Origin of the sequence: Burkholderia sp. Ed8, assembly GCF_040761425.1 — a bacterium.
Classification (GTDB): Bacteria; Pseudomonadota; Gammaproteobacteria; order Burkholderiales; family Burkholderiaceae; genus Burkholderia; species Burkholderia seminalis.
Genome location: NZ_CP142886.1, coordinates 1,910,474 through 1,924,855 on the forward strand (window position 1 = coordinate 1,910,474; position 14,382 = coordinate 1,924,855).

At 67.2% G+C, this 14,382-nt stretch carries 14 protein-coding genes; 8 read left to right on the forward strand and 6 right to left on the reverse strand.

Translation table 11 applies throughout. The features are described 5' to 3' along the window. Nucleotides 1–16: 16 nt before the first annotated feature. Nucleotides 17–919 (reverse strand): NAD kinase, encoded by a 903-nt coding sequence (locus tag VXM69_RS22800; protein WP_034187163.1) that lies wholly within the window; start codon nt 917–919, stop codon nt 17–19. 131 nt (nt 920–1,050) lie between these two features. Between VXM69_RS22800 and hrcA the strand changes: the two genes are divergently transcribed. From hrcA to VXM69_RS22815, 3 genes are all read left to right on the forward strand, one after another. Next, nucleotides 1,051–2,073 (forward strand): heat-inducible transcriptional repressor HrcA, encoded by a 1,023-nt coding sequence (gene hrcA / locus VXM69_RS22805; RefSeq protein ID WP_034187164.1) that lies wholly within the window; start codon nt 1,051–1,053, stop codon nt 2,071–2,073. 134 nt (nt 2,074–2,207) lie between these two features. After that, complete coding sequence (gene hemH / locus VXM69_RS22810) at nt 2,208–3,272, forward strand: ferrochelatase (RefSeq protein ID WP_034187165.1); 1,065 nt, start codon at nt 2,208–2,210, stop codon at nt 3,270–3,272. A gap of 84 nt (nt 3,273–3,356) precedes the next feature. Beyond that, on the forward strand, nt 3,357–3,764 hold the full coding sequence (locus VXM69_RS22815) for an RNA-binding S4 domain-containing protein (protein WP_034187166.1): 408 nt from the start codon (nt 3,357–3,359) through the stop codon (nt 3,762–3,764). On the opposite strand, the gene VXM69_RS22820 is transcribed toward VXM69_RS22815, so the two are convergent. After that, nucleotides 3,736–3,897, reverse strand: a complete 162-nt coding sequence (locus VXM69_RS22820) for a hypothetical protein (protein WP_006476841.1) — start codon at nt 3,895–3,897, stop codon at nt 3,736–3,738. The two genes, VXM69_RS22815 and VXM69_RS22820, sit on opposite strands and share 29 nt — an antisense overlap. 362 nt (nt 3,898–4,259) lie before the next feature. Between VXM69_RS22820 and grpE the strand changes: the two genes are divergently transcribed. From grpE to pabB, 5 genes are all read left to right on the forward strand, one after another. Further along, nucleotides 4,260–4,805 (forward strand): nucleotide exchange factor GrpE, encoded by a 546-nt coding sequence (grpE, locus tag VXM69_RS22825; RefSeq protein ID WP_034187167.1) that lies wholly within the window; start codon nt 4,260–4,262, stop codon nt 4,803–4,805. Nucleotides 4,806–4,815: 10 nt separating this feature from the next. After that, a complete protein-coding gene (locus VXM69_RS22830) occupies nt 4,816–5,235 on the forward strand; it encodes a thioredoxin family protein (protein WP_367189250.1) in 420 nt (139 codons plus the stop codon). Between the two features lie 147 nt (nt 5,236–5,382). Next, nucleotides 5,383–7,335, forward strand: coding sequence for a molecular chaperone DnaK (gene dnaK / locus VXM69_RS22835; RefSeq protein ID WP_059528990.1), 1,953 nt, complete (start codon nt 5,383–5,385; stop codon nt 7,333–7,335). 265 nt (nt 7,336–7,600) lie between these two features. Continuing rightward, nucleotides 7,601–8,737 carry a molecular chaperone DnaJ gene (dnaJ, locus tag VXM69_RS22840; RefSeq protein ID WP_034187169.1) on the forward strand — a complete coding sequence of 379 codons (1,137 nt, stop codon included), beginning with the start codon at nt 7,601–7,603 and terminating at the stop codon, nt 8,735–8,737. Between the two features lie 4 nt (nt 8,738–8,741). Beyond that, entirely contained in the window at nt 8,742–10,607 is a 1,866-nt protein-coding gene (pabB, locus tag VXM69_RS22845) for an aminodeoxychorismate synthase component I (RefSeq protein ID WP_226227334.1), read from the forward strand. Between the two features lie 116 nt (nt 10,608–10,723). Here the strand turns inward: pabB and panB are convergent, their stop codons facing one another. Genes panB through pcnB form a run of 4 tightly spaced genes read right to left on the reverse strand, consistent with a single transcriptional unit; the run spans nt 10,724 to nt 14,382 of the window. Then, a complete protein-coding gene (gene panB, locus VXM69_RS22850) occupies nt 10,724–11,539 on the reverse strand; it encodes a 3-methyl-2-oxobutanoate hydroxymethyltransferase (RefSeq protein ID WP_034187171.1) in 816 nt (271 codons plus the stop codon). Between the two features lie 43 nt (nt 11,540–11,582). Further along, nucleotides 11,583–12,269, reverse strand: coding sequence for a deoxynucleoside kinase (locus VXM69_RS22855; RefSeq protein ID WP_034187172.1), 687 nt, complete (start codon nt 12,267–12,269; stop codon nt 11,583–11,585). Next, nucleotides 12,266–12,808 carry a 2-amino-4-hydroxy-6-hydroxymethyldihydropteridine diphosphokinase gene (gene folK, locus VXM69_RS22860; protein ID WP_034187173.1) on the reverse strand — a complete coding sequence of 181 codons (543 nt, stop codon included), beginning with the start codon at nt 12,806–12,808 and terminating at the stop codon, nt 12,266–12,268. The genes VXM69_RS22855 and folK overlap by 4 nt, the downstream gene beginning before the upstream one ends. A 35-nt stretch (nt 12,809–12,843) precedes the next feature. Then, entirely contained in the window at nt 12,844–14,382 is a 1,539-nt protein-coding gene (gene pcnB / locus VXM69_RS22865) for a polynucleotide adenylyltransferase PcnB (RefSeq protein WP_069707102.1), read from the reverse strand.

Here is a 14,382-nt window from a genome sequence, read left to right on the forward strand (position 1 = left end):
GTCGGGCGGAGCGGCGTCAGGACGCCTTGTCGTCTTCGTTCGAGGCGTGTTCGTTCCAGTGCAGCTTCTTGCGCAGCGTCGCGTAGTAGCTGTAGCCGATCGGGTGCAGGAACGGCACCGTGTGCTTCGAGCGGCGCACCTCGATCGTGTCGTTCAGCTCGAGCGACGTGAACGACTGCATGTCGAAGTTCACGTTGACGTCGCGCCCGCCGACGATCTGGATCGCGATTTTCGAGTCGTCGGGCAGCACGATCGGCCGGTTCGACAGCGCGTGCGGCGCGATCGGCACGAGCACGACGCCGGCCAGCTGCGGATGCAGAATCGGGCCGGCCGACGACAGCGCGTAGGCGGTCGAGCCGGTCGGCGTCGCGACGATCAGGCCGTCGGAACGCTGGTTGTACATGTACCGGCCGTCGACCGACGCGCGCAGCTCGACCATCCCGGAGAAGCCGCTGCGGTTCACGACGACGTCGTTGAACGCGATCGCGTGGTAGATCGGTTCGCCGTCGCGCATGATCCGCGCCTCGAGCAGCGCGCGCTCCTCGCGCTCGAACTTGCCGGACAGCAGCACCGGGACGAGCGCGTGCATGTCGGCGGCCGCGATGTCCGTGATGAAGCCGAGCCGCCCGTGGTTGATCCCGATCAGCGGTGTCCGGTACGGCGCCAGCTGGCGGCCGATGCCGAGCATCGTGCCGTCGCCGCCGAGCACGACCGCCACGTCCGCACGCGCCCCGATTTCGGCCGGGGTGAGCGCCGGGTAGCCGGTGATGCCGATCTCGCGCGCGGTGTCACCTTCGAACACGACCTCGAAGCCGAGCTTCGCGATGCTGGCGGCCAGCGTGGCGAGCGGTTCGGCGATGCCGGGCGTGTTGCTCCGGCCGACGAGCGCGACAGTATTGAACTGATTACCGGTTTTCATGCCGGCATTACACCATAGCTCGTTGACGAAAAGAACCGGCTGTGCGCCGACGGGGCCGGATCGGGCCGGCCCGCGCAACGGTGGCCGACGCCACTCGCCGCGGTCGCGCGGTTGCGCTAAAATTTTCCACCATGCTAGATCCTCGCGCACGAACCCTCCTGAAAACCCTGATCGAACGGTATATCGCCGACGGTCAGCCAGTCGGATCGCGCACGTTGTCCCGTTACTCCGGGCTCGAGCTGAGCCCGGCGACGATCCGCAACGTGATGTCCGACCTGGAGGAGCTCGGCCTCGTGTCGAGCCCGCACACGTCGGCCGGCCGCGTGCCGACGCCGCGCGGCTATCGGCTGTTCGTCGACACGATGCTGACGGTCGAGGCGCCGATCGACGCCGAGGCCGTCGCGCGGCAGGTGCAGCACACGCTGCAGGCCGGCGAGCCGCAGCAGCGGGTGGTCGCGGCCGCCGCGAGCGTGCTGTCGAACCTGTCGCAGTTCGCGGGTGTCGTGCTGACGCCGCGCCGCAGCCACGTATTCAAGCAGATCGAGTTCATGCGCCTGTCCGACAAGCGCATCCTGCTGATCATCGTCACGCCCGAGGGCGACGTGCAGAACCGCATGCTCGCGACGCCGCGCGACTATTCGCCGTCGCAGCTGACCGAGGCGTCCAACTACATCAACGCGCATTTCGCCGGCCTGTCGTTCGACGAGGTGCGCCGCCGCCTGCGCGACGAGATCGACCAGCTGCGCGGCGACATGACCACGCTGATGCACGCGGCCGTGACGGCCAGTACCGAGGTGCCCGACACCGAGGACACCGTGCTGATTTCCGGCGAGCGCAACCTGCTCGAAGTGGCGGATCTTTCGTCCGACATGGCGCGGCTGCGCAAGCTGTTCGACGTGTTCGACCAAAAGACGGGCCTCCTGCAACTGCTCGACGTGTCGAGCCACGCCCAGGGCGTGCAGATCTTCATCGGCGGCGAATCGACGCTCGTGCCGATCGAGGAAATGAGCGTCGTCACCGCGCCTTACGAGGTGAACGGGAAGATCGTCGGCACGCTCGGCGTGATCGGCCCGACCCGGATGGCGTACAACCGCGTGATACCGATCGTCGACATCACCGCGCGCCTGCTGTCGCTCACGCTGAGCCAGCAATAGCCTGCAATCGGCACCTGATCCCGCCCCGTCATCATGTCGTCATGCCGCCCGCGCCGACAGTCGGCCGAACGGCAAGGGGCGGCCCGCTATAATTGAGAGCCGTCCGGTCCCGTGCCCCGAGCACGTTCTTGCCCATGCGTTTCGATCTTGAGCCGCCTTCGAGCATCGCTGCTGCCCATCGCATCGGGGTGCTGCTGATCAATCTCGGCACGCCCGACGCACCCACGCCGCGCGCCGTGCGGCGCTACCTGGCCGAATTCCTGTCGGATCCGCGCGTCGTCGAGATTCCGCAGGCCGTCTGGCAGGTGCTGCTGCGCACGCTGATCCTGCCGCTGCGCGGCCGCGCCTCCGCGAAGAAGTACGCGGCCGTCTGGATGCCCGAAGGCTCGCCGCTGCGCGTGTACACGGAGCGCCAGACCGACAGCGTGCGGCACCTGCTCGCGTCGAACGGTTATCACGTGATGGTCGACTACGCGATGCGCTACGGCAGCCCGAACATTTCGCACGCGCTTGCGCAGTTCAAGCGCGCGGGCGTCGAGCGCGTGCTGCTGATGCCGATGTATCCGCAATATTCGGCGTCGACCACGGCCACCGCGTTCGATGCCGCCTTCGACGCGCTCGCGCGCATGCGCAACCAGCCGGAAGTCCGCACGGTGCGGCACTACGCCGACCATCCGGCCTATATCCACGCGCTGGCCGAGCAGGTGCGCCAGTACTGGGCACAGCACGGCCGACCCGACTTCGCGGCCGGCGACAAGCTCGTGCTGAGTTTCCACGGCGTGCCGAAGCGCACGCTCGACCTCGGCGACCCGTATCACGACCAGTGCCAGCAGACGGGCGCGTTGCTGATGGCCGCGCTCGGGCTGTCGACGACCGAGTGCCGCGTCACGTTCCAGTCGCGCTTCGGCAAGGCCGAATGGCTGCAGCCGTACACGGCGCCGACGCTGCGCGAGTTCGGCGAGGCCGGCGTGCGGCGGGCCGACGTGTTCTGTCCCGGTTTCACGGCCGATTGCCTGGAGACGATCGAGGAGATCGGCATGGAAGTGCGCGACGAGTTTCTCGCCGGCGGCGGCAAGACGTTCCACCGCATTCCGTGCCTGAACGGCGCGCACGCGTGGATCGGCGCGCTCGGCGAGATCGTCGCCGAGAATCTGCAGGGCTGGCCGGTCAAGGCCGCGCAGCCCGAGACGGTGAACTGAGATGAAACGACTCTCACGCCCGCCTGGTTCGCCGCCGCCCGACGGGGCGGCGAGCCTCCCTGGGGCGGCCCGGCGGAGGCCGACATGAATTACAGGATTTCCACGGATCCGGGCGCGAAGCTGCGCATCGACAAATGGCTATGGGCGGCCCGCTTCTTCAAGACGCGCTCGCTTGCGACCGATGCGGTCGACAAGGGGCACGTGAAGATCGGCGGCGCGGCGGTCAAGCCGGCGAAGGACGTGCGGGTCGGCGACGAGGTCGAGATTGCGATCGACGGCATCGTCTGGCACATTGCCGTGCTGGGCGTGTGCGACGTGCGCGGGCCGGCGAGCGTCGCGCAGACGCTTTACCAGGAAACGGAAGCGGGGCGGGCCGCGCGGCTCGCCGAACTGGAGCGGCGCCGCACGTATCGCGAGCCGGCGGCCGAACTGCACGGCCGGCCGACGAAGCGCGACCGGCGCATCATCGACAGATTTTCTGGTGGGAGCTGAACATCTGGTCGAAGGTCGCCCGCGCGCTGCCGTATTCGGTCGTGCGGTCGGTGACGGCTCCCGACAGGCAGATGGTGGTGGTGCCGGCAATGAGTACCAGCGCGACCACCGATATCGCAAAGGTCAGTTTCACGGTACTCCCCTCGAACACAAGGGTGAAAACGGCGCCAGGTGGTGTAAGGCGTCGGTCAGCTAGGGTAAACACGCTTTTCCGACGCTTGAGTGGAGTGTAGTGCAGCCGGCCTGTGCGGAGCTAGTCCTTGCCCGGTAAGCGTTGTTACAGGCCGTTTCGCCCGATCTGGCGGACTATGCGGCGCATGCACCGGCGAAACGCGCGGTTGTTTCGCGGCATTGGAGAATGCCGGCGAATAACCCTCTTGAAATCGCAGTTTCCGCCCTTATCTGCACCAGCAATGTGCGGTACCGCCGGTTATACGATCTATACGATCCGGCGATTGCCGATTTGGCTTCAACCTCTAATCGACTTTCAGCGACATGGAAAACACGCAAGAGAACCCGGCACCCCAATCGGCCGAAGACAACGGCAGCGAGAAGCAGGCGGCGCAAGGCGCCGCGCCCGCCGCCGAAGCCGCCGACGCGGCGCTCGCGGAGGCTCAAGCCAAGGTCGCCGAGCTGCAGGAAAGCTTCCTGCGGGCGAAGGCCGAGACCGAGAACGTCCGCCGCCGCGCGCAGGACGACGTGTCGAAGGCGCACAAGTTCGCGATCGAGAGCTTCGCGGAACACCTGCTGCCCGTGCTGGACAGCCTGGAAGCGGCCGTCAGCGACACCTCCGGCGACATCGCGAAGGTGCGGGAAGGCGTCGAGCTGACGCTGCGCCAGCTGACGAGCGCGCTCGAGAAGGGCCGCGTCGTCGCCATCAACCCGGTCGGCGAGAAGTTCGATCCGCACCAGCACCAGGCGATTTCGATGGTGCCGGCCGAGCAGGAGCCGAACACCGTCGTCACCGTGCTGCAAAAGGGCTATACGATCGCCGACCGCGTGCTGCGCCCGGCGCTCGTCACCGTCGCCCAGCCGAAGTAAGGCCGCCGCCATGGTGCCCGCCGGCGTCGATCCGGCCGCGTTCGACGCGTTCGACATGCAGGCGCTCGACGCCGGTTCGTTCGACGCGGCGCTCGACGGCGCGGGCGACGCGCTGGCGGTGGTGTTCTTCTGGGGCGTCGACTGCTTCAACTGCGAGATCGCGAAGAAGGCGATGCTCGCCCAGCCCGACGCGATCCGCGCGCTGGATCTGAAGTGGTTCCATTGCAACGTGTACGAACACCATCGGCTGGGGCGCCGCTTCGGGCTGCACGGCGTGCCGACGTGGTTCTTTTTCCACCGCGGCAAGCGGCTGGGCCGCGCGACGGGCTGGCATGGCCTCGCGCAGTTCCAGGCGGCCGTGTCGGCGGCGCGCGCGAAGGTCGCGGCGGCGGGCGATGGCCCGCACGATCCGGCTACCGGCGGCGATTGAAAAAATTTAATATCCGCATCGCTCGTCGGGTCTTGAAAACGAACCGGACGGACGCATTTCGGGAACAGAGTTGAATTCTGGCGCGCGAAACCGCCCCAAAACGCGGGTTTTCGCGCAGCAAACAGGCATTTCTGGAGATTAGGAAAAATGGGAAAGATCATCGGTATTGACCTCGGCACCACGAACTCGTGCGTCGCCATCATGGAAGGCAACCAGGTCAAGGTCATCGAGAACTCGGAAGGCACGCGCACCACGCCGTCGATCATCGCGTACATGGACGACAACGAAGTCCTCGTCGGCGCGCCGGCCAAGCGTCAGTCGGTGACCAACCCGAAGAACACGCTGTTCGCGGTGAAGCGCCTGATCGGCCGCCGCTTCGAAGAGAAGGAAGTCCAGAAGGACATCGGCCTGATGCCGTACTCGATCATCAAGGCCGACAACGGCGATGCATGGGTCGAAGCACACGGCGAAAAGCTCGCGCCGCCGCAGGTTTCGGCGGAAGTGCTGCGCAAGATGAAGAAGACGGCCGAAGACTACCTCGGCGAGCCGGTCACGGAAGCCGTGATCACGGTGCCGGCGTACTTCAACGACAGCCAGCGCCAGGCGACCAAGGACGCCGGCCGCATCGCGGGCCTCGAGGTCAAGCGGATCATCAACGAGCCGACCGCGGCCGCGCTCGCGTTCGGCCTCGACAAGGCCGAGAAGGGCGACCGCAAGATCGCCGTGTATGACCTCGGCGGCGGCACGTTCGACGTGTCGATCATCGAGATCGCGGACGTCGACGGCGAAATGCAGTTCGAAGTGCTGTCGACCAACGGCGACACGTTCCTCGGCGGCGAAGACTTCGACCAGCGCATCATCGATTACATCATCGGCGAGTTCAAGAAGGAGCAGGGCGTCGACCTGTCGAAGGACGTGCTCGCGCTGCAGCGCCTGAAGGAAGCCGCCGAAAAGGCGAAGATCGAGCTGTCGTCGAGCCAGCAGACCGAAATCAACCTGCCGTACATCACGGCGGACGCGTCGGGCCCGAAGCACTTGAACCTGAAGATCACCCGCGCGAAGCTGGAAGCGCTGGTGGAAGACCTCGTCGAGCGCACGATCGAACCGTGCCGCATCGCGATCAAGGACGCAGGCGTCAAGGTGTCGGACATCGACGACGTGATCCTGGTCGGCGGCCAGACGCGCATGCCGAAGGTCATGGAGAAGGTGAAGGAGTTCTTCGGCAAGGATCCGCGCCGTGACGTGAACCCGGACGAAGCCGTCGCAGTCGGCGCGGCGATCCAGGGCCAGGTCCTGTCGGGCGACCGCAAGGACGTGCTGCTGCTCGACGTGACCCCGCTGTCGCTCGGTATCGAGACGCTCGGCGGCGTGATGACGAAGATGATCAGCAAGAACACGACGATCCCGACGAAGCACGCACAGGTGTACTCGACGGCCGACGACAACCAGGGCGCCGTGACGATCAAGGTGTTCCAGGGCGAACGCGAAATGGCAGCGGGCAACAAGCTGCTCGGCGAGTTCAACCTCGAAGGCATTCCGCCCGCACCGCGCGGCGTGCCGCAGATCGAAGTGACCTTCGACATCGACGCGAACGGCATCCTGCACGTCGGCGCGAAGGACAAGGCGACCGGCAAGGAAAACAAGATCACGATCAAGGCGAACTCGGGCCTGTCCGAAGCCGAAATCGACCAGATGATCAAGGACGCGGAAGCGAACGCGGCGGAAGACCACAAGCTGCGCGAGCTGGCTGATTCGCGCAACCAGGGCGACGCGCTGGTCCACAGCACCAAGAAGGCGCTGACCGAGTACGGCGACAAGCTGGACGCGGGCGAGAAGGAAGCGATCGAAGCGTCGCTGAAGTCCCTCGAGGAAGTGCTGAAGGACACGTCGGCCGACAAGGCGGCGATCGACGCGAAGGTCGAGGAGCTTGGCAAGGTGTCGCAGAAGCTCGGCGAGAAGATGTACGCCGACATGCAGGCCCAGCAGGCAGGTGCGGCTGGCGCGGCCGGTGCGGCGGAAGGCGCGGCCCACGCGGGCGGCACCCAGCAGGCCGCCGACGATGTTGTCGACGCCGAGTTCAAGGAAGTGAAGAAGGACTAAGCCGGGTTGCAATGGCACCGCACGCCGCGCGCGAAACCGCGCGCGGCGCGACTGACCAGCGGCTGAAAAGCGGTCTGTCTTTCCTTCCGGATGGCCGGATCGACTCCACGCCTGGCGGGCCTCGCGGCCCTCCGGGCACATTTGTTTTTTGGCGGGTGCTGCGCGAGCCGTCCGCGGACGGCGCAGCGCCAGACGAGTCGAGAGACTTTACTGCAGGCGAAAGGAGCCGCCGTGTGCGCGATGCGTGGCGGCACAGTGAATCGATATGGCGAAACGGGATTACTACGAGGTTCTGGGCGTCGCGAAGAATGCGAGCGACGACGAAATCAAGAAGGCATATCGCAAGCTTGCGATGAAGTATCACCCTGACCGCAATCCGGACAGCAAGGATGCGGAAGAGCATTTCAAGGAGGTGAAGGAAGCCTATGAAATGCTGTCGGATGGCCAGAAGCGGGCCGCGTACGACCAGTACGGCCACGCGGGCGTCGATCCGAACATGGGCGGTGCGGGCGCACAGGGCTTCGGCGGCTTCGCGGATGCATTCGGCGACATCTTCGGCGACATCTTCGGCCAGGCCGCGGGCGGCGCCGCACGCGGCGGCCGCGGCGGCCCGCAGGTGTACCGCGGCGCCGACCTGCGCTACAGCATGGAAATCACGCTCGAGCAGGCCGCGCACGGCTACGACACGCAGATCCGCGTGCCGAGCTGGGTGTCGTGCGAGGTGTGCCACGGGTCGGGCGCGAAGCCCGGCACGAAGCCGGAAACCTGCCCGACCTGTCATGGCCAGGGCACGGTGCGCATGTCGCAGGGCTTCTTCAGCATCCAGCAGACCTGCCCGAAGTGCCATGGCACGGGCACCTACATCCCCGAGCCGTGCGTGCACTGCCACGGGTCGGGCAAGGTGAAGGAAACCAAGACGCTCGAAGTGAAGATCCCGGCCGGGATCGACGACGGGATGCGGATCCGCTCGGCCGGCAACGGCGAGCCGGGCATCAACGGCGGGCCGCCGGGCGACCTGTACGTCGAGATCCACATCAAGCCGCACGCGGTGTTCGAGCGCGACGGCGACGATCTCCATTGCCAGATGCCGATCCCGTTCACGACCGCCGCGCTCGGCGGCGAGATCGAGGTGCCGACGCTGGCCGGGCGTGCGTCGTTCCCGGTGCCGGAAGGCACGCAGTCGGGCAAGACGTTCCGCCTGCGCGGCAAGGGCATCAAGGGGCTGCGTTCGAGCATCGCGGGCGATCTGTACGTGCACGTGCAGGTCGAGACGCCCGTGAAGCTGACCGACACCCAGCGCGATCTGCTCAAGCAGTTCGAGAAGTCGCTGGCCGAGGGCGGCGCGCGTCACAGCCCGCAGAGCAAGAGCTGGTTCGACCGTGTGAAGAGCTTCTTCGAGTAACGGCATGACTGAAGGCAACGAGAGCGCGTCGTTCGCGCTCTTGGACGATTGCGACTCGACCGCGTCCGCGCGGTCGAGTCGTTTGTATTCGGGATTCGTGCGCGAACGCGTGTGCACGGATCCGGCGCGGCTCGACGACATCGATGCGGCGGTCGCACAGGACCTGCGCGACGGGCTGCACGCGGTCGTCGTCGGCGATTATGAATTCGGACGCAACCTGCAACGGGCGCAGCCGGGCCAGGCCCCGCTGCGCTTTTTGCTGTATGCGCGCTGCGAGCGCCTGTCGCGCGACGAGGTCGACGCATGGCTCGCGCGGCAGGACGGCGGCGGCGCGCCGTCGATCGCGGGCGTTGCGCATGTCGCGAAGAGCGTGTCGCGCGACGCGTTCGATGCAGCGATCGCCGCGGTGCACGACGCGCTGCGCGCGGGCGACTCCTACCAGGTCAACTACACGTACCGGCTCGATTTCGACGTGTTCGGCACACCGCTCGCACTGTACCGCCGGCTGCGCGCGCGCCAGCCCGTGCGGTACGGCGCGCTGATCGCGCTGCCCGGCGGCGCGTGGGTCGTGTCGTGCTCGCCCGAGCTGTTCGTCGAGAAGCACGGCGACGTGCTGCGCGCGCGGCCGATGAAGGGCACCGCGCCGCGTTCGGCCGATCCGCGCGACGATGCGGCGGCCGCCGCGTTCCTCGCGAGCGATCCGAAGAACCGTGCGGAAAACGTGATGATCGTCGACCTGCTGCGCAACGACGTGTCGCGGATCGCGCGCACCGGCACCGTCAAGGTGCCGGCGCTGTTCTCCGTCGAACCGTATGCGTCGGTGTGGCAGATGACGTCGACGGTCGAGGCCGGCTGGCGCGACGGCACGACGTTTGCGCAGATGCTGCGCGCGCTGTTTCCGTGCGGGTCGATCACGGGCGCGCCGAAGTACAAGACGATGCAGTTGATCGATGCGATCGAGTCGACGCCGCGCGGGCTTTATACGGGCGCGATCGGTTGGCTCGACGCGCCGGGTGACCGCGCGGCCGGCTGCGGCGATTTCTGCCTGTCGGTCGCGATCCGGACGCTGACGCTCGACGGAGCCGAGACCGGTGTCGACCCATCCGGTGCGGCAACGCGGCATCATGGCACGATGGGGGTCGGCGCGGGCATCGTGCTCGACAGCGTCGCGGCTGACGAATATGCGGAGTGCGAATTGAAAGCGCGATTCCTGACGGATGCCGATCCCGGTTTCCAGTTGTTCGAAACGACCGCGGCCACGCGTGCGGACGGCATCCGGCATCTCGATCGACACCTCGCGCGGCTGCAGCGCAGCGCGGATGCGTTCGGCTTCCGCTTCGACGCCGACGCGTTGCGTCGCGAGATCGACGCGCGCTGCGCGGCGCTCGACGGCGACGGCGCGTACCGGATGAAGCTCGCGCTGGCGAAGGACGGCACGATCGAGATCGTCGCGGCGCCGCTGAAGCCGCTGCCGGCGGGGCCGGTCGGCGTACTGCTGGCGTCCGCGCACGGTTTCGCGCCGACCCGCGCGAGCGACGCGCTGCTGCTGCACAAGACCACGCGCCGTGCCGAATACGACCGCGCGTGGCAGGCGGCCGAGTCGCTCGGCGGTTTCGACATGCTGTTCGTCAACGAACGCGGCGAGGTGACGGAGGGCGGTCGCTCGAACCTGTTCGTGAAGCTCGACGGCCAGTGGGTGACGCCGCCGCTGGCGTGCGGCGTGCTGCCGGGCGTGATGCGCGGCGTGCTGCTCGACGACCGGGCGTTCGGCGCGGTGGAGCGCGTCGTGACCCGCGACGATCTTGCGCGCGCACAAGGGTTGCTGCTGACCAATGCATTGCGCGGTGCGCTCGACGCGGTGTTGACGTGACGATGTGACGGAGCGGGCCTCGCGCTCGCGCCGGCCACCGGACTTTCAGCGCACCAACGAAAAGCGCGGCGCCCCGTAAAGGGCGCCGCGCTTTTTCACATCCGGCCGATGACGCGTCAGAACGAGTGCTCGGGGCCGGGGAACGACCGATCCTTCACCGCGCTCACATAGGCTTCGACGGCCGCCTGAATGCTCGGCTGGCCCTGCATGAAATCCTTCACGAAACGCGGCCGCTTGCCGGGGAATACACCGAGCATGTCGTGCAGCACGAGCACCTGCCCCGAGCAGTCGACGCCCGCGCCGATGCCGATCGTCGGAATCTTCAGCATGTGCGTGACTTCGGAGGCGACGAGCGTCGGCACGGCTTCGAGCACGACGAGCTGCGCGCCCGCGTCCTCGACCGCGCGCGCATCGCGCAGCAGTTGCGCGGCGCCGGCTTCGGTCTTGCCCTGCACCTTGAAGCCACCGAACGCATGCACCGATTGCGGCGTGAGGCCGACGTGCGCGCACACCGGCACCGAGCGCTCGACGAGGAAGCGGATCGTATCGGCGAGCCATTCGCCGCCTTCGAGCTTGACCATCTGCGCGCCGGCGCGCATCAGCTTGACCGAGTTCGCGAACGCCTCGGCCGGCGTGCCGTACGTGCCGAACGGCAGATCGGCGACGACGAGCGCGCGCGGTTGCGCGCGAGCAACGCAGGCCGTGTGGTACGCGATGTCGTCGAGCGACACGGGCAGCGTGGTCGTATGGCCCTGCAGCACGTTGCCGAGCGAATCGCCGATCAGCAGCACGTCGGTGCCGGCACGATCGAGCAGCGCGGAAAAGCTCGCGTCGTAGCAGGTGAGCATCGCGATCTTCTCGCCGGCGTCGCGCATTGCCTGCAGCTTGGGCACCGTCACGGCAGGCCGGCTCGATTCCTGGAGATAGGTCATGGGAAATCCGGGTCGATAAGTGAGGAACGACAGGCGGGACGCGTCAGCGCGTCGTCTCGCCCTTGACGAAGAACTCCTTGCGGCCGCGCATCGTCTCGATGCGCTCGATCAGCAGGGCGAGATCTTCGGGGGAATCCAGCGGGTTCAGGTGTTCCGCGGCGACCGTCAGCACCGGCGTGCGGTCGTAGTGGTAGAAGAATTCGTTGTACGCGTCGACGAGCGAGCGCAGGTACGCATCGCTGATCTGCAGCTCCATCGGCAGCCCGCGCTTCTGGATGCGCGAGAACAGCACTTCGGGGCTTGCCTGCAGATAGACGACGAGGTCGGGCGACGGCGCCTGCGGCACGTCGACGTGCGTCGCGACCGCACGATACAGCTGCCATTCGTCTTCCGGCAGGTTCAGCCGCGCGAAGATGTCGTTCTTCTGCGGCATGAAATCGGCGATGACGGGGCGGCCCGTGTCGAGCGCGCCGATCAGCTCGCGCGCCTGCTGCGCGCGCTGCAGCGCGAACGACAGCTGCACGGGCAGCGCGTAGCGCGCGGTGTCGCGGTAAAAACGTTCGAGAAACGGGTTGTCCTGCGGGCGTTCGAGCAGCGTCTGCATCGACCAGCGCTCGGCGAGCAGGCGCGCGAGCGTCGTCTTGCCGACGCCGATCGGGCCTTCGATCACGAGATAACGGTGCGGGGCGCGCAGGTCGGGTGCGGTGACGGTCAGCGGAGTGGAGTTCATCGGCAGCGGGTCTTGTCGGCGTCTTCGCCGGCAGCGAGCGCCTTCTGCATCGGGCACTGGCAGGTTTGCACCTTCTCGACGCGCTGGTCTGCCACGGCGGCGAGGAAGGCATCGGCACGGCCGCGCGCGGGAATGTCGAGCGCCGGTTCGATCTCGACGAGCGGCACGAGCGCGAACGCACGGTCGGTGAGGCGCGGGTGCGGGACGATCAGGTCGGGTTCGTCGATCGAATCGGCGCCGAACAGCAGGATGTCGAGGTCGAGCGTGCGCGGCGCGTTGCGATACGGGCGCTCCCGCCCGAAGTGATGTTCGATCTTCTGGCAAAGCGCGAGCAGTTCGCGGGCCGACAGCGTCGTATCGAGCTTGACGACGCAGTTGTAGTAGTCGTCGCCGCCCGCTTCGAAGGGCGCCGTGCGATACAGGCTCGATTTGCCGAGGATCGAGATGGTGCGCTGCTGCGCGAGGCACACCACCGCGTCCTTCAGGGTCTGGCGCGCATCGCCGAGATTCGCCCCCAGTCCGATATATGCAACCGTCATGGCATCACTTCCTACGTCGTTCGCCGGCGAGCGCGTCAGTCGTCGGACCCGCCCGAGGTATCCGGCACCTGCTCGGCCGCACCTTCACCCGGCTTGCGGTTTCGCACACCGCCGCGGCGGCGCCGCTTGCGGGGCGATTTTTCCTTCGAGCCGCCCTGCGTGAGCAAGGCCTCGCGAGCGGCCGCGTCGCCTTCGATGAAATCCGTCCACCACTGTCCGACTTCCGCATCGAGCTCGCCGGATTCGCAGCGTAACAGGAGGAAATCATACCCCGCTCTAAACCTTTGGTGTTCCAGCAGCCGCATCGCGCTGCGGCCCGAGCGCTTCTCGAGGCGCAGCTGCAGGCCCCAGATTTCGCGCATGTCGGCCGAATAGCGCTTGTGGATCGCCAGTTTCTCGGTCTGCATGTCGAGCACGTCGTCCATCGCGCGATGGAGCGCCGGCACCGGAATTTCGCCGTCGGCCGTGTATTGCTCGAAGCGCTGGCGCATGTCGTGCCACAGCAGCGTCGCGAACAGGAAGCCCGGCGACACCGGCTTGCCGGCGCGCACGCGGGCGTCGGTGTTGTTCAGCGCGAGCGTGATGAATTTCTCGCCCTGCGGCTGTTCGAGCACGACGTCGAGGAGCGGCAGCAGCCCGTGGTGCAGGCCTTCCTTGCGCAGCCGCGTCAGGCACGCGAGCGCGTGGCCCGACAGCAGCAGCTTCAGCATCTCGTCGAACAGGCGCGCGGCCGGCACGTTGTTGATCAGGTCGGCGAGCGCGTGGATCGGCTCGCGCGTATGCGGCTCGATCTCGAAGCCGAGCTTCGCCGCGAAGCGTACGACGCGCAGCATCCGCACCGGATCCTCGCGGAAGCGCGTGGCCGGATCGCCGATCATCCGCAACAGGCGGGCGCGCATGTCGGCCATCCCGTCGTGGTAGTCGAGCACCGTCTGCGTCGACGGGTCGTAGTACATCGCGTTGATCGTGAAGTCGCGGCGCGCGGCGTCTTCGTGCTGCTCGCCCCACACGTTGTCGCGCAGCACGCGGCCGCTGGCGTCGACCGCATGCGTGCGGCGATCGAGTTCGTCGCGCTTCAGGCGCTTCGGCGGCTCGGCGGTGGCGGCCTCGGGCGGCGCGTCGACCAGCGCGCGGAACGTCGACACCTCGATCAGTTCCTGGCCGAACTGCACGTGGACGATCTGGAAGCGGCGGCCGATCAGGCGCGCACGGCGGAACAGGCGCTGGACTTCGGTCGGCGTCGCGTCGGTCGCGACGTCGAAGTCCTTCGGCGCGATGCCGAGCAGCAGGTCGCGTACCGCGCCGCCGACGATGAACGCACGAAAGCCCGCCTGCTGCAGCGTGTCGGTCACGCGCACGGCGTTCCTCGAGATCAGCGCTGGATTGATGCCGTGCACGCTGGCCGGCACGACGGTCGGCTCATGGTTGCTGCGCGGCTTTTTCGTGCCGGCGCCGCGGGCGCCCTTCGGCGCGCGCGGGGCAGCAGGGGCCGCTTCGTCGGCCGGGGCCGCTGCGGGAGACGTTTGCCCGGTTTCGTCCTGACCGAGCAGCTTGCGGATGAATTTTTTGATCAC

Excerpts from the sequence above, each read along its gene's own strand:
- VXM69_RS22800 (WP_034187163.1), bottom strand. The coding sequence starts at position 919 with ATGAAAACCGGTAATCAGTTCAATACTGTCGCGCTCGTCGGCCGGAGC.
- hrcA (WP_034187164.1), top strand. The coding sequence starts at position 1,051 with ATGCTAGATCCTCGCGCACGAACCCTCCTGAAAACCCTGATCGAACGG.
- hemH (WP_034187165.1), top strand. The coding sequence starts at position 2,208 with ATGCGTTTCGATCTTGAGCCGCCTTCGAGCATCGCTGCTGCCCATCGC.
- VXM69_RS22815 (WP_034187166.1), top strand. The coding sequence starts at position 3,357 with ATGAATTACAGGATTTCCACGGATCCGGGCGCGAAGCTGCGCATCGAC.
- grpE (WP_034187167.1), top strand. The coding sequence starts at position 4,260 with ATGGAAAACACGCAAGAGAACCCGGCACCCCAATCGGCCGAAGACAAC.
- VXM69_RS22830 (WP_367189250.1), top strand. The coding sequence starts at position 4,816 with ATGGTGCCCGCCGGCGTCGATCCGGCCGCGTTCGACGCGTTCGACATG.
- dnaK (WP_059528990.1), top strand. The coding sequence starts at position 5,383 with ATGGGAAAGATCATCGGTATTGACCTCGGCACCACGAACTCGTGCGTC.
- dnaJ (WP_034187169.1), top strand. The coding sequence starts at position 7,601 with ATGGCGAAACGGGATTACTACGAGGTTCTGGGCGTCGCGAAGAATGCG.
- pabB (WP_226227334.1), top strand. The coding sequence starts at position 8,742 with ATGACTGAAGGCAACGAGAGCGCGTCGTTCGCGCTCTTGGACGATTGC.
- panB (WP_034187171.1), bottom strand. The coding sequence starts at position 11,539 with ATGACCTATCTCCAGGAATCGAGCCGGCCTGCCGTGACGGTGCCCAAG.
- VXM69_RS22855 (WP_034187172.1), bottom strand. The coding sequence starts at position 12,269 with ATGAACTCCACTCCGCTGACCGTCACCGCACCCGACCTGCGCGCCCCG.
- folK (WP_034187173.1), bottom strand. The coding sequence starts at position 12,808 with ATGACGGTTGCATATATCGGACTGGGGGCGAATCTCGGCGATGCGCGC.